22 protein-coding genes are annotated in these 24,066 nt (G+C 41.4%); 10 read left to right on the top strand and 12 right to left on the bottom strand.

Going from position 1 to position 24,066, the window contains the following annotated elements; genetic code table 11:
• Window positions 1-166: 166 nt before the first annotated feature.
• Window positions 167-478 carry a metal-sulfur cluster assembly factor gene (locus V7201_RS19285; RefSeq protein WP_335378384.1) on the bottom strand — a complete coding sequence of 104 codons (312 nt, stop codon included), beginning with the start codon at window positions 476-478 and terminating at the stop codon, window positions 167-169.
• Window positions 479-684: 206 nt separating this feature from the next.
• A complete protein-coding gene (locus V7201_RS19280; protein ID WP_335378383.1) occupies window positions 685-1,452 on the bottom strand; it encodes a prolyl oligopeptidase family serine peptidase in 768 nt (255 codons plus the stop codon).
• Window positions 1,453-1,753: 301 nt separating this feature from the next.
• On the opposite strand from V7201_RS19280, the gene V7201_RS19275 reads away from it, so the two are divergent.
• The 3 genes from V7201_RS19275 (at window position 1,754) to V7201_RS19265 (ending at window position 3,062) form a co-directional block, all read left to right on the top strand.
• On the top strand, window positions 1,754-2,572 hold the full coding sequence (locus V7201_RS19275) for a Cof-type HAD-IIB family hydrolase (protein ID WP_335378382.1): 819 nt from the start codon (window positions 1,754-1,756) through the stop codon (window positions 2,570-2,572).
• A gap of 145 nt (window positions 2,573-2,717) precedes the next feature.
• Entirely contained in the window at window positions 2,718-2,870 is a 153-nt protein-coding gene (locus V7201_RS19270) for a hypothetical protein (protein ID WP_335378381.1), read from the top strand.
• A complete protein-coding gene (locus tag V7201_RS19265) occupies window positions 2,871-3,062 on the top strand; it encodes a DUF3813 domain-containing protein (protein WP_335378380.1) in 192 nt (63 codons plus the stop codon). It begins immediately after the preceding gene.
• Between the two features lie 684 nt (window positions 3,063-3,746).
• Here V7201_RS19265 and V7201_RS19260 read toward each other — a convergent pair.
• Entirely contained in the window at window positions 3,747-4,532 is a 786-nt protein-coding gene (locus tag V7201_RS19260) for a BsuPI-related putative proteinase inhibitor (protein WP_335378379.1), read from the bottom strand.
• Window positions 4,533-4,555: 23 nt separating this feature from the next.
• Window positions 4,556-5,398 carry a YitT family protein gene (locus V7201_RS19255; protein WP_335378378.1) on the bottom strand — a complete coding sequence of 281 codons (843 nt, stop codon included), beginning with the start codon at window positions 5,396-5,398 and terminating at the stop codon, window positions 4,556-4,558.
• Between the two features lie 131 nt (window positions 5,399-5,529).
• Here V7201_RS19255 and V7201_RS19250 point away from each other — a divergent pair, with 131 nt between their 5' ends.
• Window positions 5,530-6,390, top strand: coding sequence for a DegV family protein (locus V7201_RS19250; protein WP_335378377.1), 861 nt, complete (start codon window positions 5,530-5,532; stop codon window positions 6,388-6,390).
• Between the two features lie 68 nt (window positions 6,391-6,458).
• Window positions 6,459-6,590, top strand: a complete 132-nt coding sequence (locus V7201_RS19245; RefSeq protein ID WP_207498922.1) for a DUF3941 domain-containing protein — start codon at window positions 6,459-6,461, stop codon at window positions 6,588-6,590.
• Between the two features lie 27 nt (window positions 6,591-6,617).
• On the opposite strand, the gene V7201_RS19240 is transcribed toward V7201_RS19245, so the two are convergent.
• Window positions 6,618-7,481: a CvfB family protein gene (locus V7201_RS19240; protein ID WP_335378376.1), complete on the bottom strand. Its 864-nt coding sequence runs from the start codon at window positions 7,479-7,481 to the stop codon at window positions 6,618-6,620.
• A gap of 201 nt (window positions 7,482-7,682) precedes the next feature.
• Between V7201_RS19240 and V7201_RS19235 the strand changes: the two genes are divergently transcribed.
• Window positions 7,683-8,174: a YajQ family cyclic di-GMP-binding protein gene (locus V7201_RS19235; protein WP_335378375.1), complete on the top strand. Its 492-nt coding sequence runs from the start codon at window positions 7,683-7,685 to the stop codon at window positions 8,172-8,174.
• A 66-nt stretch (window positions 8,175-8,240) separates the two neighbouring features.
• On the opposite strand, the gene V7201_RS19230 is transcribed toward V7201_RS19235, so the two are convergent.
• Window positions 8,241-8,369, bottom strand: a complete 129-nt coding sequence (locus V7201_RS19230) for a hypothetical protein (protein ID WP_335378374.1) — start codon at window positions 8,367-8,369, stop codon at window positions 8,241-8,243.
• Window positions 8,370-8,576: 207 nt separating this feature from the next.
• Here V7201_RS19230 and V7201_RS19225 point away from each other — a divergent pair, with 207 nt between their 5' ends.
• Both V7201_RS19225 and V7201_RS19220 read left to right on the top strand, forming a co-directional pair.
• Complete coding sequence (locus tag V7201_RS19225) at window positions 8,577-10,229, top strand: CoA-disulfide reductase (RefSeq protein ID WP_335378373.1); 1,653 nt, start codon at window positions 8,577-8,579, stop codon at window positions 10,227-10,229.
• 416 nt (window positions 10,230-10,645) lie between these two features.
• Complete coding sequence (locus V7201_RS19220; RefSeq protein ID WP_335378372.1) at window positions 10,646-11,512, top strand: SDR family oxidoreductase; 867 nt, start codon at window positions 10,646-10,648, stop codon at window positions 11,510-11,512.
• A 49-nt stretch (window positions 11,513-11,561) separates the two neighbouring features.
• Here V7201_RS19220 and V7201_RS19215 read toward each other — a convergent pair whose 3' ends face one another.
• The 6 genes from V7201_RS19215 to V7201_RS19190 all read right to left on the bottom strand — a co-directional run bounded on the left by V7201_RS19215 (window position 11,562) and on the right by V7201_RS19190 (window position 20,315).
• The gene (locus V7201_RS19215; RefSeq protein ID WP_335378371.1) at window positions 11,562-12,605 is read right to left on the bottom strand and encodes a LacI family DNA-binding transcriptional regulator; all 1,044 of its coding nucleotides are present in this window, start codon (window positions 12,603-12,605) and stop codon (window positions 11,562-11,564) included.
• Between the two features lie 40 nt (window positions 12,606-12,645).
• A complete protein-coding gene (locus V7201_RS19210; RefSeq protein ID WP_335378370.1) occupies window positions 12,646-15,006 on the bottom strand; it encodes a glycoside hydrolase family 31 protein in 2,361 nt (786 codons plus the stop codon).
• Between the two features lie 21 nt (window positions 15,007-15,027).
• Entirely contained in the window at window positions 15,028-16,563 is a 1,536-nt protein-coding gene (locus V7201_RS19205) for an alpha-amylase family glycosyl hydrolase (protein WP_335378369.1), read from the bottom strand.
• Between the two features lie 70 nt (window positions 16,564-16,633).
• Window positions 16,634-17,476 (bottom strand): sugar ABC transporter permease, encoded by an 843-nt coding sequence (locus V7201_RS19200; protein WP_335378368.1) that lies wholly within the window; start codon window positions 17,474-17,476, stop codon window positions 16,634-16,636.
• A 1-nt stretch (window position 17,477) separates the two neighbouring features.
• Window positions 17,478-18,761 (bottom strand): sugar ABC transporter permease, encoded by a 1,284-nt coding sequence (locus V7201_RS19195; protein ID WP_335378367.1) that lies wholly within the window; start codon window positions 18,759-18,761, stop codon window positions 17,478-17,480.
• Window positions 18,762-19,037: 276 nt separating this feature from the next.
• Window positions 19,038-20,315: a sugar ABC transporter substrate-binding protein gene (locus tag V7201_RS19190; RefSeq protein ID WP_335378366.1), complete on the bottom strand. Its 1,278-nt coding sequence runs from the start codon at window positions 20,313-20,315 to the stop codon at window positions 19,038-19,040.
• A gap of 285 nt (window positions 20,316-20,600) precedes the next feature.
• On the opposite strand from V7201_RS19190, the gene V7201_RS19185 reads away from it, so the two are divergent.
• Window positions 20,601-22,361 carry an alpha-glycosidase gene (locus tag V7201_RS19185; protein WP_335378365.1) on the top strand — a complete coding sequence of 587 codons (1,761 nt, stop codon included), beginning with the start codon at window positions 20,601-20,603 and terminating at the stop codon, window positions 22,359-22,361.
• 333 nt (window positions 22,362-22,694) lie between these two features.
• Complete coding sequence (locus tag V7201_RS19180; RefSeq protein ID WP_335378364.1) at window positions 22,695-24,053, top strand: MATE family efflux transporter; 1,359 nt, start codon at window positions 22,695-22,697, stop codon at window positions 24,051-24,053.
• The last annotated feature ends 13 nt before the right edge of the window (window positions 24,054-24,066 follow it).

The following is a 24,066-nucleotide window of genomic DNA, read 5'->3' as shown; positions in this document are numbered from 1 at the left end:
CAACTCGGTCCGATTTTTCTCCTATGAGTTGTCTTCGGAAACTCTCTCATCACAGTTCGCTGAGATTTTTCACCTTTGAATTGTTATCGCTCAGGCATTCTTGAATGCAAAAAAGCAGCAAGGGAGCTCCCTGCTGCTTTTTTAACATGCATTTTAAACTTGAACCTTAGTCTCTGACACCAAGCGCGATTTTCGCGTAGCGTGACATCCTGTCCTTTGACCAAGGCGGGTTGAACACGATATTTACTTCTGTTTCTTTTATCTCAGGAAGGTCTGCGAGTGCCAGCTTTACTTGTTCGACGATTGTGCCGGCAAGAGGGCAACCCATCGAAGTCAAGGTCATTGTTACAGTTGCCAGGCCTTCTTCGTTCAAATCAACATCATATACGAGCCCTAAATTAACGATATCGACGCCAAGTTCAGGGTCAACGACCATTTCAAGCGCACCCATAATGCTATCTTTTAAATCTTGATCCATTGGTGAACACTCCTTTGCAATACATGTACTAAGCTCTTTTCGTAAAATTTTGCTGCTTTTATATTACTGGGCCAGGAGCTTGTCGAAAAGCGTCCAAAAAACGTTAAGTAAGCTAAAAAAGCCTGTTACAGAAAGCAAAATTCTATGGGAAAACAGCCTATTTCTATCATAACAATGATTCAGATTCATTTAAAGCGTAAAGGCAATTATAAATGCTTTTCAAACCAGTTCGCCGCTGCGACAACGCCTGCGTTCGAAACTGCGTGGCCTGCCTTTTCATCTGTTATGAATTCGAACACTCCTTCTGTACCTTCGTAGCTTTTCCTGTTTTGCTCATAAAAATGATATGCACTATGATACGGTACCACTTTATCCAGCTTTCCATGCCAGAACAACACGGGGCGTTTATTTAATTTTTCCGGCTGAAGGCTCAAATCATATTTTTTAAGCTGATTCAATAATGCAGAAATTTCATCTTTGGATATGCCTAACTCAACATTCCGTTTTTCCATTTCATTCAACTGCCATAGCGCAAATTGTTCATATGACGGATTGCCCATCAAGCTGACTGCGGCTTTTATCCAATCATATTTAGCTAAGGCGCCAAGTGTTGTGATGGCCCCCATGGACGTTCCGGCAACTCCGATTTTCGATGGATCCACCAAACCTTCTTCCGATAGGTTGTCCTTAATAATTGAAAGCTCTTCAATTGAGGTAAGGACGATTTCCCAAAAACGGAACCCAAGCTCTATCTCTGAAAGTCCCTTTGCTCGCTCCCCATGGTATTTTGCTTCAGGCATCACGACTCTGAAGCCTTTTTCAGCGAAAAGGTAAGCTGCGTGCATATTCCTTTCCTTCGTGCTTGTAAAGCCATGAAGAAAAATAATCAAAGGCATTCTGTCTGAAAATTGCTTTTGTTTTACTATATGGAGAACGGGAATATCTTTAATGCGTTTCTTTTCGACTAAAATCAACGTTAAACCCTCCTGGATATGCTTGAACGGAAATTCCACAGTTATCCTTAAAGCCGAATTTACCGCTCTGTAAAATTAGAAAAATGATTTTTTTACAATTTATATGTAAAATGGTTAGCATAGTGGATATAAGATAAATTTATAACTAATCCAATATATGTATTGTAGAACTCTTATGAAAAAAGACCCAATCAAACGCATATCATTAAGAAAAGTGTTAGCGCCTTAGTAAATCTGGCCGGATAAAATACGGCCAGACGCTGGAACAAGATATCTAAAACAGTTGGAAGAAGGAGTTTTTATGGCTGAAAAACATTTAATCGCATTAGACCTAGACGGTACTTTACTAACAGACGATAAAAGAATTTCCGAAAAAAATAAACGAGTAATCCAAAAAGCGCGTGATGAAGGCCATATTGTCATGATTGCTACGGGAAGACCGTTCCGTTCAAGTGAAATGTACTACCATGAGCTTGAGCTTGATACACCGATCGTAAACTTCAATGGAGCTTTCATCCATCATCCGCTTGATACAAAGTGGGGGGTGCATCATTCCCCTCTGTCAATTGATGTAGCAAAGGATATCGTTGAAGCGCTTGATGATTTTAAATACCACAATATCATCGCTGAGGTAATTGACGATGTATACGTTCATTACCATGATGAAAAATTGATGGATATATTCAATTTGGGCAATCCGAATATCACAACTGGAGACCTTAGGAGATACTTAAAGACATCCCCTACAAGTATGCTGATCCATTCAGAAGAAGAAGATGTAAAAAAAATCCGTGCACACTTAACTGAGGTGCATGCTGAAGTCATTGATCACAGAAGCTGGGCTGCTCCATTCCATGTTGTTGAAATTGTTAAATACGGTTTGAATAAAGCTGTGGGCTTAAAGAAAGCTTCTGATTATTTCCAAATCCCTGCTGATAGGATCATTGCTTTCGGGGATGAAGACAATGATTTAGACATGCTTGAATTCGCAGGTCGCGGGATTGCTATGGGCAATGCGATTGACGTTGTGAAAAATATCGCAAATGATATTACTCTGACAAACGAAGAAGATGGAATCGGTGTATACTTGAACGATCTTCTTAATTTAAAAGCTCTTTAATAAAGAAGGATTAACTTAAATAAATTGCGTCTGCCAATTTACACCTTCAAACTGGTTTTCGATTGATTCGAATCCTTAAGGAGCATACTAGTATTGAAGCGGCCTAGAGCCTGTTTCAATTCGCTCGTATATGGAGGGGTAAACGATGGGTAAAAGCAATAAATCCAAACGTTTTGTTCAGCAAGGTGCAGATACTGTTTCCAAGCATAGTCAACGAATCCCTTACCACACCACATATGCCGAAGCTGAAGCGCAAAAAATGGCCAATGTACAAGAGTCCTCGTTAGGAGGAATATAAATGGGAAACAGGCTTTTTCAGGAAGCAAGAAAAGCTGTACAATTAGCAAAAACAGCACAGCCTGCGGAACAGACATCGGCGATCTCTACCGCTAAAAACGCTCTGTCATCAGCCTATGCCAACACGACTATGGCTGAAAAAGAGCAGCTTCGGTCATTTCAGGACGAGCTGAATTCGATTGAAAGCAAGTAAAAGAAAAGCTGGCGGATTATTTTCCGTCAGCTTTTCTTTTTAAACTTTTATTAACAAATCGATGACTAGAGAGGTAAGTGCAGGACTCCTGTGGGCATGTTAGAGATGGTTTGATCCGATCTATAAATCTTTTTCATCATCCAAGCGCCGATGAGGGTCGAGTCTCCTATGGTACTTCATAATGTGGACTAAGGACACATTAAATTTATCCACCAATAAGGCCCGCCCTTGGATACTTCTAATAAAACAAAAAATGGAAAAAGAGATTGCAAATAAGGCCTCTTGCTTACCTGAATGATCATAAATTGGAAAAAGAGGGCATCTATAAGGCCTCTTGGTTTTCAAAATAAACATAAATTGGAAAAAATAAGCGCCGATAAGAACTCTTGGCTCCCTAAATAAACATAAATTGGAAAAAGAAGACGCTAATAAGCCCTCTTGGCTCCTTAAATAAACATAAATTGGAAAAAGCAGGTGCCAATAAGACCTATTGGGTATCAAAATAAACATAAATTGGAAAAAGTAGGCGCTAATAAGCCATCTTGGTTCCCTGAATAAACATAAATTGGAAAAACCAAGCGCCAATAAAGCCTCTTGGTTCCCTAAACGATCAATTGAGATTCCTCAAAGGTGCTTTATACAACGTTTTCTCCCACCGGGTCCAATCGATGTTCCAATGCCCTTCTATTGATTGTTGTTGAATCTCTCCAATAGGACAGGATAAGCATGGATCATCGTACCATCTTTGCTTCGTTCATAAAGATTCAAAATGACTGAGCCATTTTGAGGCAGTTTTTCCCTGGAGATGGATACACCGATCACAAAGGGTTTCCATTGTGGATATTTTGATTCTGGAACTAGTTCAGCTTCTCTTATCAGTTCATTATGGCCATCCTCAACAGTGTAGTAAAACTTACCGTTGATTGGTCTTGCTTCTCCGGTTATTTTATAATTTCCCTGAGTGCCTTCTGCCCTCACTCCCTTAAATACTGGATTCTCTCCAGGTACATACATTGTTTTAGTATCCGTAAGCATGCTATCGGATATTGGCCTGCCGTCTAGACTGACCGCTTTGAGCTTTGCTGCGACGGTATAGTCGCCTTCTTTCACTCTTGTCCCTTCTGTTTTATAATCCCAGGTCTCTTTCCATTTGATGCTTTGCTGTGGCTGCAATGTCAATGTTTCAAATGCCTGGGCAAAGGCTTTTCCATCTGAGTATTGATAAACCTTTTTCTTGTTTTCATTAACTATTGTGATTTCATATTTCTGAGATGTAGGAAACTCGAACGAAATTGGTTCATTTCCATCATTCCTTAAATACAATTCAAACTCTGCCATTTCCGGTCCTGCTACAGGGTCAATAAAAAAACTGAAATCACTTTGTTTCACTGCTTGTTTTTCCTTTCCAATGGCAAATGCAGGCGCCACGGCAATCAAAAGCAAAATGATAAGCAAGCTGATTTTCCTCATTCACTTACACTCCTTCTCTAAAGTTACTCCTTTCTGAAAAACCCGAATATTCCCGTCGTCTGGACAATATTCGTAAAGGCTTGCGGATCGACATCCTTGATGATTCTCTCAAGGTCGTACATCTCATATCTGGTTATGACGATAATAAGCATTTCTTTTTGCTCGCCTGAGAAGGCTCCTTTTGCAGGCAGTAATGTGATGCCTCGTACTAATTTATCGTGAATGGCTTTCTTTAATTCCTCTGATTTTTTCGTAATGATCATCGCTGTCAATTTTTCATGGCGAGTATGGATTGCATCAATGACACGGGTTGATACATATAAAGCAACTAGAGTATAAAGAGCATTTTCCCAGCCAAAAATATATCCTGCTGTCAATATAATGATGCCGTTTAACGTAAAGAAATATGTACCAACGGGACGGTCATTCATACGGGAAAGGACCATGGCAATAATGTCCATCCCCCCAGTTGACGCTCCCCATTTCAACGTAAGCCCTACACCAAAAGCGGCTATCACTCCGCCAAAAACCGCGTTCAGTAAAATATCTGTTGAAACTTCTTTTACCGGAAGAACTTCCAGGAAAAAGGAGGAAAGGACCACAGAAATAAAACTATACAGGGTAAACGATTTCCCTACTTTCATCCATCCAAGGATGGTCACTGGTATATTCAAGAGCAAGAGAAGAACCCCTGTCGAAATATTAAATGGTGCGTATTCACCCAGAATGCTTGATACGAGCTGCGCAATTCCTGTAAAGCCGCTTGCATAAACATTTGCCGGGATCAAGAAAAAGTTTAGCGACATCGCATTAAGCAGTGCACCAATCACTACGATGATGATTTTTTTCGTTTCCATCCAGACCATGTAAATCCCCCTTTATTTTTTCTGTTATTCCTCTACCCCTATTTTGCCGAAAATCACTACATTTAATTGTCTTTTTGTGATATTACCGATAAACTATTATCATATTAAGGTTGAAAGCAGGTGAAAGGTTTATGTCAGTAAAAATCATGGCTGACAGTGCATGTGATTTGCCATTCCATTTTTATGAAGAAAATGGGGTCATACTATTTCCTTTAAAGGTCCAAATTGACGGTACTGAATACGAGGACCTTAAAACAATTCAGCCTAAACAAGTGTACGATGCCATTCGTGCTGGCAATCTTCCTAAAACCTCACAGGCTTCCCCTGCAGGTTTTAAAGAAGTGTTTACTGAATTAGCTAAAAATAACCAAGAAGGTATTTACATAGCATTCTCTTCTGAATTATCAGGAACATACCAGACAGCTGTCATGATTGCTGAGCAGGTGAAGGAAGAATACCCAGACCTGAATTTAACAATCATTGATTCAAAATGTGCTTCGCTCGGCCAAGGCCTTTTGGTTATGGAGGCAGCAAGGATGGCGAACGAGAATTTTTCGAAGGAAGACATCTTGAAGGATATCCATTTCCGCAGCCAGCATATGGAGCATCTATTTTCTGTAGATGATCTTGACCATCTTGCAAAGGGTGGACGTGTTTCGAAAGCCTCTGCATTTGTTGGCGGACTTCTCAACATCAAACCATTATTGAATGTTGAAGACGGGAAGCTTGTGCCAATCGAAAAGCTCCGCGGAAAAAAGAAATTGCATCGAAGAATCGTTGAGCTGATGAAAGAACGCGGTGACGGCCTTGAAAACCAGATTGTCGGAATAAGCAATGCGGATGACGAGGAAACTGCAACGGAAATGAAAGATATGATTATTCAGGAACTAAATCCGAAAGATGTTGTGATTACTTCGATTGGAGCGGCAGTAGGCTCACACACAGGACCAGGTACCCTAGCCATTTTCTTTTTAAATAAACAGCCATCATAATCTTACATACTCCTTTCAGGTTTTAGGAAAAATAAAATGAATCCTAAATCTGAAAGGAGTTTTTATGTATGCCGCATACTTCCGATAACGATAAAAAGGCAAAGGACAACAATGCCCTTCGCCATGAAAAGAATATGATGCGTGAGAAGAACCGCAAAGCAGGTAAGAACGAGTATTCAAAGAAAACAGACCATATATAAGGGTATAAAAAATAGAGCCATCCGGCTCTATTTTTGTTTTTTATATGTCCAATTATCTTCCTGATAGATCTTATCTTCTTTCATAAGTCTTCCAAGTGCCCGTTTGAAAGAGCCTTTACTCATACCAAAGCGTTCCTGAATGTCTTCAGCCATGCTCTTATCATGGTATGGCATTGCACCATTTCGCAGTTCGAGATAGTCCATGATTTTTTGAGAATCTTCATCAAGCGCTTCTTGCTTGCGTGGCATCAATGATATATTGACTGAACCATCCTCTTTAACATCAATAATCCTTCCCTCAACCTTTTCACCAATGCGCGGCTCTGTCCGGCGCTGTGATTCATGGATGAAGCCTTTGAAGCCTTCTGCGGTGATAATCCAGCTTCCAACCCTGGCAGTACGGTAAATGTAGCCATGAACGTTTTTATTAAAATCGCTCCTGGTTGCTTTGATGGAGATATCCTGGATGACAGGATCTGTAGCCATGCGTGCGTAAATCATATTGCTCCGATTTACACGGAGAGTGATATAAAGCAAGTCCCCTTTTTGCGGCCAAACGGATTTTACAACAGGCAAATCTTCCTCACCAAGCAATATATCTTTGCTTATGCCGATATCAAGGAAAACTCCAATACCGTCTTTTACATCTACAACAGGCACCCAGTCATAAGTTCCTACTGATACCTTAGGTATAGTGGTAGTTGCGGTAAGCCTTCCTCTTGAGTCCACAAAAAGAAAGACTTTTACTTCATCGCCTTCTTCAAATGTTTGATCCGTATCATTGGAATGGAGAAGCACATCTTCTTCTCCATCGGTTAAAAAGTAGCCATATTCAGCAATTCTTGCCACAGTCAGCTCCAATGTCTGGCCTGTATAATCATTCAAGGACATATATTTCCTCCTGCATTAAATTTTTCATAATACTGTTTATTGATATTAATCTCTCACGATTGCAGAGATTTACTTATTTTCGAAGTATATTTTTATCATTAAACTTTTTACTCAAGTATACCCTAAATTACGCAAAGTTGTTTGAACTGCTATATTTTACTATAATGGAGACATAATTAAAATGTTTTTCTGGAGGTAGTTATGTCTAAAGAGAGCTCATTTGATATTGTATCCAAAGTAGAAATGACTGAAGTCACCAATGCGATTACTATTGCAATGAAGGAAATACAGACTCGTTATGATTTTAAAGGAAGTAAGAGCGATATTTCTCTGGATAAGGAAGAGCTTGTTCTTGTGTCCGATGATGAATTTAAGCTTGACCAGCTAAAGGATGTGCTATTCAGTAAAATGATTAAGCGCGGGATTCCTGTGAAGAATCTTGATTACGGAAAAGTTGAGCGTGCTTCAGGGGGAACTGTCCGCCAAAGAGCAAAGCTTGTTCAGGGAATTGACAAGGAAAACGCGAAGAAAATTAACACGATCATTAAAAATAGTGGAGTAAAGGTAAAGAGCCAGGTACAAGATGATCAGGTTCGCGTAACTGGGAAAAATCGTGATGACCTGCAGAAAATCATTGCTGCAGTCAGAGAAGCCGATCTAACTGTTGACGTGCAATTCGTGAATTATCGTTAAGCCCAATGTTAAAACTAAATAGGATGAATCATCAGCGGACATGATAGTGTCCGCTGTTTTTTTTAATTAGGCTCTAACCCTTGCTTGGGTGAACATGGCTGTTGATTCCCGCTCGAGGAGCCCTGCTGCTTCAATCAACGGTGCTGCAAAATCAACCATTACCTTTAACATACTTATACTTAAAACCTTCATCATTCTTTCACAAACCCTAGACAATTTTCTCTTCTTTATAAGCTAGTAATAAAATATATAGCTCTGTGTGACATTTGTCTGCTTTTTAATTTAATCGAGCTACAACTTTCACAAATCCTTCACAAAGCACTATTGGTTTTCCTTTGATCTCGAGTTAATATACCAGTAGGGGTATAAAATATAATTTTCAACCGAAAGGATGTTAATAAAATGGGTAAAAAAATCGTAATTGTTGGCGGCGTAGCAGGTGGGGCAACCACAGCAACTAAACTTAGAAGATTAGATGAGCAGGCTGAAATCGTTTTATTTGAAAGAGGAGAATTCATTTCTTTTGCAAACTGCGGTCTTCCATACCATATAAGCGGCGTGATCGAAGACAGAAATAAATTAATGCTTCAGACGGTCGAAGGAATGAATGCGCGTTACAATTTGGATATCCGTAATTTTTCTGAAGTTACAGCTATTAACCGTGAAGATAAGACGGTTTCTGTGAAGCATGTTCAAACTGGTGAGGAGTACACTGAAAGCTATGAGGTCCTTGTTTTATCACCAGGTGCAAAACCAATCGTTCCTCCAATCGATGGCCTGAAGAGCAACAATGTTTTCACATTAAGAAACATTCCGGATATGGATAAAATCAAGAAATACCTTGAGGAAAACAATCCAAAAAACGCAGTCGTCATCGGAGGCGGCTTCATCGGATTGGAAATGGCAGAGAACCTTGTCCATGCAGGCGTGAATGTTACCCTCGTTGAAAAATTGCCACAGGTCATGGGACCAGTCGATCCTGAAATGGCTGCGATTGTTGAGGATGAGTTAAGAAAAAATAGTGTGGAATTAATACTTGGAGATGGCATTACCGATGTCCAGGAAAATGGTACTAAGGTTGTTCTTGAGAGCGGTAAGGTGCTTGATGCAGAATTGATCATCCTTTCAATCGGTGTACGTCCAGAAAATAAGCTTGCACTTGAAGCTGGACTGGAAGTTGGAGAGCGCGGCGGCATAAAGGTGAACGAATACCTTCAGACTTCTGATGAGTCTATTTATGCCATGGGTGACGCAATCGAGGTCATTGACTTTATTAATGGTCAGCCGACTATGATCCCACTTGCATGGCCTGCTAACCGCCAGGCGCATATAGTCGGTCACCATATCAATGGACGTAAGATTGCCTACCCTGGTACGCTCGGCACTTCCATTGTTAAAGTTTTCGAATTGACCGCTGCAACAACTGGTAATAGTGAAAAGCTATTGAGAAGACTAGGTATTCCGTATGAAGCTGTTCATATCCACCCAATGTCACACGCTGGCTACTACCCAGGCGCCGAGCAAATGTCTCTTAAAGTCATTTTTGATAAAGAAACTGGCAAAATCTATGGTGCGCAGGCAGTCGGGAAAGATGGCATTGATAAGCGTATCGACGTTATCGCAACTGCCATCAAGGGTGGTTTGAGTGTGTATGATCTTCAAGAGCTTGAGCTTGCATATGCACCGCCATTCTCTTCTGCTAAAGACCCTGTGAATATGGCCGGTTATGTAGCGTCCAACATTGTGGATGGCAGAATTGAAACTGTCCAGCATTATGAGGTTGATGATTTAATCAAGGACGGCACAATCATGATTGACGTCCGAACTGAAAAAGAACATGCATCTGGAAAAATTGAAGGTTCAAAGAACATTCCGCTTGATGACCTTCGCGGCCGCCTTGACGAGCTTCCAAAGGATGAAACAATCCTGATCACTTGCCAGGTTGGACTAAGAGGATACCTTGCATCCCGTATCCTGCAGCAAAATGGATTCAAGGTAAAGAACCTGACAGGCGGATACAAGACGTATTCTATTTTCAAGAAAACCACTATGTAAAATGCAAGGGCCCCCTTACTTGGGAGCCCTTAGTCTGTATTAAAATGTGTGGAAATTCTCAAGAGATTCTTCATTATTTATCCGTCCACATTAAGCCTTGAATTCCTGTTGATTGGAGTGGAAGGCGCGAAGACTCCTGCGGGCGCAGCGGCCAAGGTGAGACCCCGCAGGAGCAAAGCGACGAGGAGGCTCACCTGACGCCCCGCGGAAAGCGAAGCGCCTGGAACGGAAATCAACAGCCCCATCTCACCTTTAACCAAAATAGATGAATGTGACCAAAAAGGTGTTCGGAAAGAGTATATTCCGAACACCTTTTGGTTCCTTTATTCCCTAATGAATTAATTTCCATGTTTTTTCTCTGGATTTTAAAGGAATTTAATAAGTGTTGAAACTAAAAATCAGGAGTGAATTTAATTATGCCAAATGAAAATAACAAACAAGGATTTCCCCCACAGCATCAGAACCATCAGCCGGGCACTGAACCAGAAATGAAACCAGAACCAAAATCTGTGGATGACAATTATAAGGGTTCAGGGAAATTAACGGACAAAGTAGCTTTAATCACAGGGGGCGACAGCGGAATCGGGAAATCTGTGGCGATTTACTTTGCCAAGGAAGGTGCCGATGTGGCCATCGTGTATCTTGAAGAGAATAATGATGCACAAACGACAAAGGAGCTCATTGAAGCAGAAGGCCGCAAATGCCTTTTGATTGCTGGGGATGTGGGAGATGAATCATTCTGTAATGAAGCCGCCAAGAAAACAATCGATGAATTCGGGAAGATTGATATCCTAGTCAATAATGCAGCTGAGCAGCATCCGCAGAAAAGCCTTTTAGACATCTCGGCAGCTCAGCTTGAGAAAACATTCCAGACCAATATTTTCTCGATGTTTTATTTAACTAAGGCTGTACTTCCTAACCTTCAGAACGGAAGTACCATTATTAATACATCATCCATAACAGCTTATAAAGGCCATGAGACATTAATTGACTACTCTGCGACTAAAGGGGCGATTGTAACCTTTACTCGATCCCTAGCCATGTCACTTGCTTCTAAGGGCATCCGTGTTAACAGCGTTGCACCTGGCCCTATCTGGACACCGCTAATTCCCTCCACCTTCACAGCAGAGGAAGTGGCTAAATTTGGGACGAACGCTCCAATGGGACGCGCTGGCCAGCCATATGAACTTGCACCTGCCTACGTATATCTGGCAAGTGATGACTCCACATATGTCAGCGGTCAAACGATCCATGTTAACGGCGGCACAATCGTAAACGGTTAAAAGTGAAACGGTAATAAAAGAAGCAAAGCATCGCTGCTTTGCTTCTTTGTTACACAGATATTTGCTTATGGTCTTTAGGTTGACCGCATGAAAATCTCGGTACGATCTTAAACGGGACGATAATCCTTTTTATCGGTTCACCTGGATTTTCAATCTTTTGGATCAGGCTTTTGGTAGCCTGATATCCAAGGTCAAAAATATTTATGTCTACCGATGTTAACGGTGGACGAGCCATCTCGGCTATCAATACATTGTTAAAGCTGACAATCGAAATATCATCCGGGACAGAAATGCCCATTTCATCTAATTTATTCAATACTCCCAGTGCCATCAGATCATCCGCAACGACCATCGCGGTTGGCGGCTTCTCTAGCGACAGCAATACCTTAACAGCATCCTGCCCGCTTTCTCGCAAGAACTCGTCATTGACGATATACTCATCGATAAGGGATATTCCAGAATTCCTCAAAGCTTTTTCATAACCTAACAATCGTTCAACGGTAACGACTAAATCAAGGTTACCACCGATAAAGCCTATCCGGTCATGGCCAAGCTGGATTAAATGCTCGGTAACTTCTTTGCCTGCCTTAAAATTATCGTTATCGACATAGCTGATATTTTCGTCATCCTTAAAAGGTTTTCCGATTACTACAAACGGAAAATCCCTTTCCCTTAGGTAGGCAATGACTCTGTCCTCAACCTTAGAATAAAGAAGGACAACTCCATCCACTCTTCCTCCCTGGACCATCGCAACGACCCCGTCGAATATTTCATCTTCTGTTTTCCCTGTTGTCATGTGCAACGCATATTGCTTTGAATGTGCGCCCTCACTTAAGCCAGACAATACAGTTGGAAAGAATGGGTTTTGGAAAACGACATCTGTAGAGCTAGGCATAACCAGCCCGATTGCCCGTGTCGATTGGCTTGCAAGGCTTCTGGCAATAAAGTTTGGATGATACCCAAGCTGGTCCATTACCTCTCTGACTCTTTCTTTCGTTTTTTCGCTAATTCTTGGACTGTTGGCGATTACACGCGAGACAGTTGAAGGTGCGACATTTGCAACCTTTGCAACATCTTTTATTGTGACAGCCATAAGATCCCCTCCCTCTGGCCAGAAAAAATCCTTATCTTTATTATAAATGAATTGTACAGGTTTTTTCCGTATTTTTTTCGACGTTCTTCATTTCCCCATTAACATCAACGGTGGTAAGTTCTGGCGCATCGTGAAGGATGATATCGACTTCCTGCCACTCAGGCTCATATCTTCCCTCGGTTGAAATCTTTAAAGAAATCTCGCTATTCATAGCCTTGATCTCAAAAGCCTTCAGGCAATACTCACCGCTCTCATAAGCAAAAGTTGTACCGTCATCATCATACAGTTTGAAGATTGAAGTACAATCTGGCTGATAGTAGTAATGTAAGATCCGCTTTGAGTCTGCTGTTGCGGTTGAATGCCTCACTTCACCTAATGCAATGACCGTGCCTTTTTTAATAAAAATCGGCAAAACTTCAAGTGGAGCATGGACTAAATGGTGACTTCCGCCAGCATGCACTTCGTCAGTCCAGTAATCAACCCACTCACCTTCGGGAAGATAAACAGCACGATGTTCAGCTGATGGCTGCATGATTGGGGCTACTATGACATTGTTCCCTAGCATGAACTGGTCAGAAAGATTGAATGTATTTTGGTCTTCAGGATATTCGAGCATTAATGGACGAATCACAGGTACACCTTTTTGCCAGGCTTCGGCAAATAGAGTATAAAGCTGTGGAAGCCATTGATAGCGAAGCTGGATATATTTTTTTATGATTTGTTCATATTTTTCACCGAATGACCATGGCTCCTGGCGAAGTGTCCCAATGGCACTGTGATTCCGAAAATATGGCGTGAAGGCGCCAACCTGGCTCCACCTTGCCAAAAGCTCTCCGTTCGAATCATGCGCAAAGCCGCCTACATCCGGTCCTGCAAATGGAATACCTGACAAGCCCAGGTTCATTACCATTGGAATTGATAATTGCAAGTGTTCCCAGAAACTGCGATTATCCCCCGTCCAAACAGCCGCATATCTCTGGACACCTGAAAATCCAGCCCTTGTCAGTAAAAATGGACGCTTGTTGCCAAGCTGCTTTTTCATTCCGTCATATGTTGCCTCGCCCATTAACAAACCGTATACATTATGGAGTTCACGGTGTGTCTTAGGATTGCCGTCATTCTTATGCATGACCTTCAGATCCATCGTTTTTGACTCATTGAAAACCGATGGCTCATTCATATCGTTCCATATACCTTCGATGCCCAGATCAGCATAATATTTATGCTTTTCGCCCCACCATTCACGTGCTTTGCTGCTCGAGAAATCAGGAAATGCACTATTGCCAGGCCAGACATCCCCAAAATAGAGGCTGCCTTCAATGTATTTACAGAAATGGTCTCCGTGTATGCCCTCCTGGTAAATGGGATACTCAGGATCTTCCTTGACACCAGGATCAACTATTGGGATGATCCTGATGCCTTGTTCCTTTAAATCACGTACCAGATTTTCTGGGTCAGGGAATCTTTCTCGGTCAAACGTAAAGACCCTGTATCCGTTCATGTAATGGATATCAAGATAAACGGCATCCAGAGGAATTTCCTTCTCTTTGAAAATCGCTGCCAGCTCGCGCACTTCCTGTTCAGACTCATAACTATACCTTGACTGGTGGTAGCCGATTGCCCATTTCGGCGGTATCGGCGCCCTGCCTGTTAACGCTGTATATTGCTCAAGGACATCTTTTGGTCCAGGACCGGCCATTACATAAAAATCAACCTTTCCTCCTTCAGCCCCAAATGAATATACATCTGCTTCGGAACGGAAGTCGAAAGTAGACTTGAATGTATTGTCAAAATAGATTCCCTGGGCTGCCTCATTGCTCAATACCATGAAGTATGGAATGGATTGATATAACGCATCCGTTTCCGGATTATGAGGAGCATATACATCTGTATTCCACATCATCAGCTTTTCGCCGCGCTTATCGAGATAGCCGGTTTTCTCACCAAGACCATAAAAATGATCTTCCTGGTTACGGGTGCTATGACAAACTACTTCACCAGTCGGTTTAAACCCAATGCCCTTTTCCTTTTGCTGGAATAGGATCCGCCTTTGTGAATCCATTACCGTAATTCGGATCGGTGTTTTTGTTATAAGTACCGTTAATTTTGGTGCTTCCAATACGAATGCATTTTTTTCATTGTTTAGCTTTATTTCGCTGTTTTCGGGTGCCAGCACTAGCGCAGGACTGCTGTCCAGCATGACTTCTTTTAAAGGCTGGAATACAAACCTGACGATATCATCCCTGTAAAATACGACGGCAAGTTCTCCATTATCAGCAGAAATCTTAATTCCATTCTCTGTCTTTCTGATATTTTTTGCATTGCCTATGTCCTGAAAGGGGTTTTTTTCTTCGTTCATCCCTTGATCAGGGCGGATTGCAAAACTTGTATCCTCTAGCATTTTGCTTAAACCTCCTTATTTTTAGGAGTTCTTCCTTCTTGCCCTTCTTAATAGCATAAAAAAGAAGATAATGAAGGCTGCATATACAGTGCCCATCGCAACCATATATGGAATATTCAATCCGGTCTTTTCTGCCAGTACGTAAATCTCAGCTTTTTCACGATCGATTGACAGCTTGTATTCTCCATCCTTGCTTCTGACTAAGTCATTTGCAAGCAGGCCTCTTAACTCCTTGTCATCTGCAAGTTGGTCTGCTGTCAGGGTGATATTCTGAGTATTGGATGTATTATTAATCGCAATGACTGAGGTTTCTTCTTTATAAGTACGCTTAAATACAGCCATGCCTTTCTTTTCATATAGCATTTCAAAATCACCGCGCGTCAGTGATGGCAGCTGGTTTCTAAGTTCGCCAATTTTGGTGATGTAATCGATTAACTCTTTATCTGCTCTAAAGCTCATTTGCCTGCGATTGTCTGGGTCATTCCCGCCATTCATGGCAATTTCACTTCCATAATAAACAATTGGAATTCCCGGAGCCGTATACAAATAAGATAAAGCCATTTTCCATCTTGTACCCGGATGCTGCCTGTTCTGGACAGCGTCCTGTGTAAACCTCGCTGTGTCATGATTATCCATGAAGTTACCCATCAGTTCAGGATTTTCATAGATTACTTTGTTTCTTTTCGCGGTCGTAAAAAGCCAGTCCAAAGTCTTGTCAGGTTTGGCAAACGCCGTTCTGAGCTGGTCATTCAATGGGTAATCGACAAAACCGTCTATACCTGCCTTGTCATATTTCGCAATGTAATTCGGATCGGATGACCATACCTCCCCGATTAGATAAAAATCTTTCTTCACACTTTTTACTTCCTTCGAAAACTCTGACCAAAAATCAACTGGAACATGGCGGACTGTGTCCAGCCTGTAACCATCGATATCCGTTTCTTCAATCCACCATTTCGCTGCATCAAGCAAATATTTTCTCGTTTCCGGATTTTCCTGCGCCAGGTCAGGCAACCCATACAGCCAGTTATTTTCCATCTGGTTCTGGTCGTTCCAGTCAATAATATCCTGTTTCTCATGGAACCAGTTTTTCTTAGCTGGATCATTGACCCATTCATGATCAGGAGCCACATGGTTAACGACAAAATCAAGGATAATCTTGATATCACGCTTATGGGCTTCCTTTACTAGTTCTTTGAACTTGTCAACGCTTCCAAAATGTTCTTCTGTCTTATAGAAATCTTTGATCCAATAACCATGGTAGCCTTTATCGGCATTATCAAAAACTGGTGTCAGCCAGATGGCGGTGAAACCCATATCCTTTATGTAATCCAGTCGATCGATAATTCCTTGAAAGTCTCCACCATGGTACGCTTTTGGATCCTGCATATCCACGTTGAAATCATTGCTATTGTCACCGTTATTAAAACGGTCCACCATTAAAAAGTAGATTGTTTCATCTTGCCACTTGCGTCCTTCTTTTTCAACGGCTCCTACAGGTAGGGCGGAAAAAAGAAGAAACATAAATAAGATGAAGGTTGTAAATATTTTTTTCATCCTTGTCCCTCCTCATAATTTAAGCAAAGGCCATATATGGCCTTTGCTTAAAAGTGTGTGCCCTAATAGATTATCCTTTTGTTCCGCCAGCCGTCAAACCTGATACAAAGTATTTCTGGAATGACAGGAACAAGATTGCGATTGGTACTGCGATTAAGACAGCACCAGCCGCGAAAGTAGTGAATTCCGCACCGAATTGCTTTGCTACCAAATCATATAATCCTACAGCCAAAGTATACTTGCTTTCAGTCCTTAACAGCACTGTCGCAAGGATAAAGTCGCCAAACGGGGCGATAAAAGAGAATAATGCAATAACTGCAATGATCGGTGTCGCAAGCGGCATGACGATTTGGAAAAAGATTCGTAAATGGCCTGCGCCATCCATTTTCGCTGACTCATCAAGCTCCTTCGGAATTGTGTCAAGATACCCCTTCATCAGCCAAGTATTCATAGGAATGGCTCCGCCGACGTATACAAGGATCAAACCAATATGCGAATCCAATAAGCCTGTAAGCAACGCTAGAATGAAAATGGCAATCAATGCTGCAAAGTTAGGAATCATTTGCAGAATCAAGAATGTCATCAAACTATTTTTACGTCCAATGAACCGGTATCTCGAGAAAGAATAAGCCGTCAAGCTGACCAGGATCACTGTGAACACCATCGTCAAAACGCTTACCTTCAGTGAGTTCCAGTACCAGTATAAATAGTTGCTCTTACTCGTGTCGAAAAGCTCTTTATAATGGGACAGCGTTGCGTTCTCAGGGATGATGTTAGAACCGGATAAACTCTGCCCTGGATTGAAGGAAGAACCAACAATCCAAAGAAGCGGATAAATAATGATCGCAAACATTGCCAAAATCACAAGATACGTTAGTGTCAGTCTGATATACTTCTGTCTTTTTATACTCATATTACATCATATCCTCTTCTTGGAATGATTTCGTTCTCTTGAACTGCCATAAAGCAACACCGATAACAATCAGTGATAACAGCATGGTGATAGCGGCAGCTTTAGAATATTGTGCAGATGTCATGGTGAGTTTGTAAATCCACGAAATCAGGATGTCCGTTCCTCCGGCGTTGCCGCCTGGAACTGCAGGCCCCCCGCCATTAAAGAGATAAATTATATTAAAGTTATTGAAGTTAAAAGTATATTGGGTAATCAAGATTGGCGCTGTCGCAAATAGCACAAGCGGCAAAGTAATGTTTTTGAACTTTTGGAAGTTTGATGCACCGTCCACAGTAGCTGCTTCATAAAGTTCTTCAGGAATGGATTGAAGTACTCCAGTCGTCATGGCAAAAATGAACGGGAATCCAAGCCATGTCTGGATCAGGATCAAGGCGATTTTTGTATACATAGCTTCAGTCATCCAAGGAATTGGATCAATTCCAAAGAATCCAAGGATGTCACGGTTGATGGCACCGAATGATTCATTGAACATGCCAGCAAAGACAAGAATCGAAACGAATGCTGGAACTGCCCATGGAAGAATGAATACTGTACGAATGATCGCTTTCCCTTTAACATCCTTTTGGTTTACGAGGATTGCAAGGAACATACCAAGCGCAACCTGGAATGTAGTGGCGACAAATGTCCAGATGATGGTCCAAGAAAGTACTGAGAAGAATGTTTGACGCCATGATTCCAACTGGAACAGGTCGAAAAAGTTCTTAAGTCCTACCCAGTCGACCAGCTTAGCTGGCGGAGAATGGTAAAGATCATAGTTTGTAAATGCAAGCAACACTACAAATATAATTGGAAAAACAACAACGAAAATGAGCAAGAGGAATCCTGGTGACATGATCAGATATGGGAATCCATTGTCCACAAGGTTATTGTATTGCTCCTTCAGTGTACTAAGATTTAAGCCCATGTCCCTTTTTAAACCGGTCTTATACGCATCATTCAAGTTAAATAAATAGAAACCGATTCCAAAAACGAGGACAATGACAGCCAGTATCCCTTTTACAAGCAAGAAGATTGAATGGTCACGAGGTGTTTGTTCACCAAGTGTGATAATCCCCCACAATCCCATGTTTAGCAGGTCAGAGAAAACTCCGAAGAATGCCCCTGTTAAAATAAGAAAAATAATCCCTTTTAAATATTGTTTGTTGTACAGCTGTCCAAGCCCTGGAACGATCGAAAGGGCTGTTGCTATTCTGCGGTGGTTGGTTTGATAGGATTGCTCTTTCATCCTATATTCCCCTTTCTCTTTCTATGTTTTTAAAAAGCATCAGATGCTTTATGAGAACGAATACATTTATATATATGCTCAGTTTCTATCTGTTTTCACTCTCATGAAGCATCTGATTGATATAAATCTATTTTAGCGCAAACGTTTGCTCAATGAAAGACTTTTTTACTGCACTTTTCGGAAACTTTGTGACTTTTCTCTTAATGGACCATATTGGTATTTTTGCTTGTAAAATACAGCAGTACCTCCCCTAGGGAGGTACTGCTGTAAACTATATTATTTAGAGTGGTTTTGCTTGATTTGTTGCTCGATTTGCTTAACTGCTCCATCAAGTGCAGCTTTAGGCTCAGCTTTGCCTGTTACAACAGTTTGCAATGCGCTTGCCATTGGTCCCCAAACTTCTCCCATTTCAGGAATGTTTGGCATTGGAACTGCATCTTGAGTTTGAAGAGCAACAGCTTTAGCACCTTCGTTTTCAGCAATAGCTGAATCGTCAACTAATGCAACGTTTGTAGGTACTTCAGCAGTTTGTTCGAATCGGTATTTAGCATTTTCATCGTTCGTCATGAATTCAATGAACTTAGTTGCCCATTCTTGGTTCTTAGAATAAGAAGATACGTGCCATCCTTTAACGCCCATGAAAGTTTTCATTGGAGTGCCATCTGCGAATTTAGGGAATGGTGCAACACCGAAATCGATGCCAGCATCTTTCATGCCGCCGAATGCCCATGGTCCGTTCATTACAGAAGCAACTTTACCTTCATTGAATAGTCCATCCATAGCAGATCCGCCGTTTTCACCAACGATTCCGTTAGGGAAAAGCTTTTCAGCATACCACTTCTGGATGTACTCAGTACCTTTTACAGCACCTTCGTTGTTCAAGCCAAGATCTTGCGGGTTAAGAGCTCCGTCTTTATCCCCAAACACATATCCGCCGTTACCACCGATTGGTGCGTGAGCGAAGTAGAAGTTATCCCAAAGAGCTAGGAAACCGTACTTGCCATCTTTAGTGTTAGCTTTTGCGAAATCGTATAAATCTTCCATTGTAGCAGGAACTTCAGTCATAAGAGCTTTGTTGTAGATGAATACTGGAGTTTCAGCAGACTTTGGAAGTCCGTATAATTTACCATCAAAAGTTTGTGCAGCGATAGAAGACTCAGAGAAAGTCTTTTTAACATCGTCACTTACATTCAGTTCAGCAATGTGACCTTGAACAGCAAGTTCACCGATCTGGTCATGCGGTAATGTGATGATGTCTGGGCCAGTTCCAGCTGGTCCATCAAGACGTAGTTGTTCTTTCATTTTTGTAGCCATTTCTACTTCTTTGAACTCGATTTTGATACCGTTTTCTTTTTCGAAGTCAGCAGCTACCTTTTCAAGCCAGCCAGACTTATCTTTATCTTCCCATACTACAAGCTTCTCTGGTTTAGAAGCATCTTCTGTTTTCTTCTCGCCATTATCAGAACCTGTCTTCTCTTCTTCTTTAGGTCCACAAGCAGCAAGAGCGCCAACCATCAAGATCAGCATCATGAAAATCGATAATGCCTTTTTCATGTGTATACCCCTCCTAAAAATGTTTATACTTTTTTAATTGCGCAGAACGCCCAATCACTGTGCAAACGTTTGTAATGTTGTTTGCAAGTCTATGAAAACGATTGCACAACCTACTTCTTATTATAAAGACTTAGCCGAGTTTGACAACTAGTTTTTTAAAATTTTTTTCCCAATCAGCATCTTTCGTTAATTTTTTGTGAATCAGCTTTTTTATAATTGACAATTCAAAATCGGTGTTCTACCCTTGTTTTAACCTTGATTAAAAAAGAAAGGAATGGTTCCCTTTTGTTAAAAGAAGCTATTTATCACCGTCCCAAAGACAATTATGCATACGCTTGCACTAATGAAGAGCTACATATCCGAATCCGAACAAAAAAAGAAGATATAAAAGAAGTTTCCCTTCTTAACGGAGATCCTTATGACTGGTCCGATAATAAATGGAATACGAATACCGTTCCGATGGTCAAGAGCGGGTCTGACCAGCTGTTTGACTATTGGTTTGTCGCCATCAAACCTCCATACCGCAGAATGCGTTACGGATTCATTTTAAATGACGGAAATGAATCCGTCTGTTTGACTGAAAAAGGCTTCTATGATGAAGCACCAGTTGATGACACAGGTTATTATTACGCTTTTCCTTATTTAAATAACATTGATGTATTCCGTGCTCCTTCCTGGGTTAAAGACACTGTTTGGTATCAAATTTTTCCTGAACGGTTTGGAAATGGTGACCCATCGATCGATCCAGAAGGCGCATTACCTTGGGGAAGTGCTCCACCTGAAAGAGATAATTTCTTTGGCGGAGATATTGAAGGAGTAATCCAGCATATTGACTACCTCGCAAGCCTTGGAATTACCGGTATTTATTTTACTCCTATTTTCAAAGCTCATTCGAACCATAAATATGACACGATTGATTATATGGAATTGGACCCTCAATTCGGCGACAAAGAGACCTTGAAGCGACTGATCAAGGTTTGCCATGAACACGGAATTAAAGTCATGCTTGATGCTGTATTCAACCACAGCGGTTTCTACTTCCCGCAATTCCAGGATGTTCTGGAAAAAGGAGAGAAATCTCTATACAAAGACTGGTTCCACACTTCGGAATTCCCACTGGTAATGGAGCCGCGGCCAAATTATGATACGTTTGCTTTTGAAAAATCGATGCCAAAATTGAATACCGAAAATCCTGAGGTCATCGAATATTTATTGGAGGTCGGGCGCTATTGGGTCCGCGAATTTGATATTGATGGCTGGAGGCTTGATGTAGCTAATGAGGTTGACCATTCTTTTTGGAGGAAATTCCGTACAGAGGTAAAAGCAATCAAGCCTGAACTGTACATCCTGGGTGAAATCTGGCATGACTCCATGCCTTGGCTGCGCGGCGACCAATTCGATGCGGTCATGAACTATCCTTTTACGACTAATATCTTGAATTTATTTGCCCGTAACAAAATTTCGGTAAAAGAATTCATTGAAAATATGACAACAGTCAACCATATGTATCCGAAAAACGTCAATGAGGTTGCCTTCAATCTGATTGGCAGCCATGATACACCCCGCATCCTGACTGAATGCGGCGGAGATATTGATAAGGTAAAACAAATTTTCACCGTCCTCCTTTCATTCATTGGAACTCCTTGTATCTATTATGGAGATGAAATTGGCATGAGCGGTGCTCAGGATCCTGGCTGCCGTGAGTGCATGAAGTGGGATGAAGAGGAACAGAACAAGGACATGTTCAGCCATGTACAGAAGATGATTCAGCTTCGCAAAGAAAATCCGCTTTTAGCAAATGAAGGCGAATTGCATTTCATTCCATCTGATTACCATGAAAGCTGCTTCGCTTATACAAAATCGGATGGAGCAACAACAATTTTGGTTGTTGTTAACATGGGCAGCGAAGAAGCAAGCTACCCTCTTCAATTTAATTTAAAAGGGAAAAAGATCACTAATATCTATACTGGTGAAGAATACGCTGCTGAAAGTGATGACTTGGCTGCCACGATTGCTGGCAGTGGATTTGCATTATTCCAATTCTAGTAGTTCACACCCCTCTTTCGATATTTCGGAAGAGGGGTTTATTTTAATTTTAGTCTCTTAAATGTTGAATAAGAGACTTCAGGGCAGGATTGCTGTTTAATTCAAGCCATGAAAAATACTTCACTATAACTTATTTTATTTCCTAGTTGCCGTATGTAAACTCAATTTCGCGAATTTCCGTAAAATTCACCGGATTCTTTCATTCATCTATCGGTTTAGGAAAATTATTCTGATAAGCTAGAAAATCATTCGCTAAAAAAATAAAATATTTCACTTCAAATTACTCCCATAGTCTGTATAATTAAGGAATTACAACTTGGAGATGCATATTAAATGAAAAAAACTGCTAAATTATCATTGTTCGCTATAACCTGGCCTTTATTTATTGAAATTATGCTTTATATGCTGATGGGAAATGCGGATACGCTGATGCTATCCCAGTATTCGGACAATTCAGTTGCTGCTGTCGGGGTTTCCAATCAGATTCTTTCAATGGTTATTGTTATGTTCGGGTTTATCGCTACTGGAACAGCCATTTTGGTTGCACAGAACCTTGGGGCAAAAAGAGACGACCAGGCACGTGAGGTTTCTGTAGTCTCCATAGGGACAAATCTCGTATTTGGATTACTGCTTAGTGCAGGGGTGTTCATCTTTAGTGAGCCGTTGCTGAGATTAATGGACCTGCCGCCAGAATTATTTGTTGAGGCAAACGCCTATTTAAGGATTGTCGGCGGTTTTTCTTTTATACAATCACTGATTATGACAGTAGGCAGTATTGTACGCAGCTATGGATATACGCGCGATATCATGTACGTTACGATCGGAATGAACATCCTGAATGTCATCGGGAACTATATATTTATTTTCGGTCCGTTCGGTATTCCTGTCCTTGGCGTTGAGGGTGTGGCCATTTCGACTTCTGTCAGCAGGATCATCGGATTGATCGCTGCCTTTTATGTGATGATGAAAAGAATCCCTGGCACACTGCCGATGTCAATGTTGTTCCGTTTTCCAAAAAATCATCTTAAGAATCTTCTTAATATCGGTATCCCTTCTGCCGGGGAGCACCTAAGCTACAATGGGTCGCAAATGCTGATTACGTATTTTATCGCAACGCTCGGCACCCAGGCATTGACCACCAAGGTATATACACAGAATGTCATGATGTTTGTGTTCCTCTTCAGCATTGCCATTAGCCAGGGCACTCAGATTCTGATTGGCCATATGGTAGGCGCCAAAGAAATTGACAATGCTTATAAACGTGCTCTTAAAAGTTTGAAGCTGGCGATTATGATTTCAATCGCAGCAGCGGGTGTCGTTTCTATTTTTGCTAAGGACCTGCTAGGAATCTTCACCGACAATATGAGTATCATAGAGGTCGGAACCACTCTGATCCTGTTAACAATCATTTTGGAACCAGGAAGATCGTTCAACCTAGTCCTCATCAGCTCACTTCGTGCAGCAGGTGATGTGAAATTCCCTGTCTATATGGGGATTCTATCCATGTGGGGAGTCAGCGTGACACTTTCTTACTTCCTTGGAATCTATCTTGAACTAGGCCTTGTCGGCATCTGGATCGCCTTCATAGCCGATGAATGGCTTCGCGGGCTGTTTATGCTCTGGCGCTGGAAATCAAAGATCTGGGTTAAGAAGTCATTTGTTCCTGAAACGAAGCCTGTCCATGCTGAATAATGATTTAGGCAAG

The sequence above is a fragment of the Bacillus sp. JJ1122 genome, from assembly GCF_036964885.1.
Classification (GTDB): domain Bacteria; phylum Bacillota; class Bacilli; order Bacillales; family Cytobacillaceae; genus Mesobacillus.
The sequence above is the reverse complement of the archived record's forward strand: the minus strand, read 5'-3'. Positions and strand labels throughout refer to the sequence as shown.

Coding starts and splice junctions, on each gene's coding strand:
- V7201_RS19285 (WP_335378384.1), bottom strand. CDS start 478: ATGGATCAAGATTTAAAAGATAGCATTATGGGTGCGCTTGAAATGGTC.
- V7201_RS19275 (WP_335378382.1), top strand. CDS start 1,754: ATGGCTGAAAAACATTTAATCGCATTAGACCTAGACGGTACTTTACTA.
- V7201_RS19270 (WP_335378381.1), top strand. CDS start 2,718: ATGGGTAAAAGCAATAAATCCAAACGTTTTGTTCAGCAAGGTGCAGAT.
- V7201_RS19265 (WP_335378380.1), top strand. CDS start 2,871: ATGGGAAACAGGCTTTTTCAGGAAGCAAGAAAAGCTGTACAATTAGCA.
- V7201_RS19260 (WP_335378379.1), bottom strand. CDS start 4,532: ATGAGGAAAATCAGCTTGCTTATCATTTTGCTTTTGATTGCCGTGGCG.
- V7201_RS19255 (WP_335378378.1), bottom strand. CDS start 5,398: ATGGTCTGGATGGAAACGAAAAAAATCATCATCGTAGTGATTGGTGCA.
- V7201_RS19250 (WP_335378377.1), top strand. CDS start 5,530: ATGTCAGTAAAAATCATGGCTGACAGTGCATGTGATTTGCCATTCCAT.
- V7201_RS19245 (WP_207498922.1), top strand. CDS start 6,459: ATGCCGCATACTTCCGATAACGATAAAAAGGCAAAGGACAACAATGCC.
- V7201_RS19240 (WP_335378376.1), bottom strand. CDS start 7,481: ATGTCCTTGAATGATTATACAGGCCAGACATTGGAGCTGACTGTGGCA.
- V7201_RS19235 (WP_335378375.1), top strand. CDS start 7,683: ATGTCTAAAGAGAGCTCATTTGATATTGTATCCAAAGTAGAAATGACT.
- V7201_RS19230 (WP_335378374.1), bottom strand. CDS start 8,369: ATGATGAAGGTTTTAAGTATAAGTATGTTAAAGGTAATGGTTGATTTT.
- V7201_RS19225 (WP_335378373.1), top strand. CDS start 8,577: ATGGGTAAAAAAATCGTAATTGTTGGCGGCGTAGCAGGTGGGGCAACC.
- V7201_RS19220 (WP_335378372.1), top strand. CDS start 10,646: ATGCCAAATGAAAATAACAAACAAGGATTTCCCCCACAGCATCAGAAC.
- V7201_RS19215 (WP_335378371.1), bottom strand. CDS start 12,605: ATGGCTGTCACAATAAAAGATGTTGCAAAGGTTGCAAATGTCGCACCT.
- V7201_RS19210 (WP_335378370.1), bottom strand. CDS start 15,006: ATGCTAGAGGATACAAGTTTTGCAATCCGCCCTGATCAAGGGATGAAC.
- V7201_RS19205 (WP_335378369.1), bottom strand. CDS start 16,563: ATGAAAAAAATATTTACAACCTTCATCTTATTTATGTTTCTTCTTTTT.
- V7201_RS19200 (WP_335378368.1), bottom strand. CDS start 17,476: ATGAGTATAAAAAGACAGAAGTATATCAGACTGACACTAACGTATCTT.
- V7201_RS19195 (WP_335378367.1), bottom strand. CDS start 18,761: ATGAAAGAGCAATCCTATCAAACCAACCACCGCAGAATAGCAACAGCC.
- V7201_RS19190 (WP_335378366.1), bottom strand. CDS start 20,315: ATGAAAAAGGCATTATCGATTTTCATGATGCTGATCTTGATGGTTGGC.
- V7201_RS19180 (WP_335378364.1), top strand. CDS start 22,695: ATGAAAAAAACTGCTAAATTATCATTGTTCGCTATAACCTGGCCTTTA.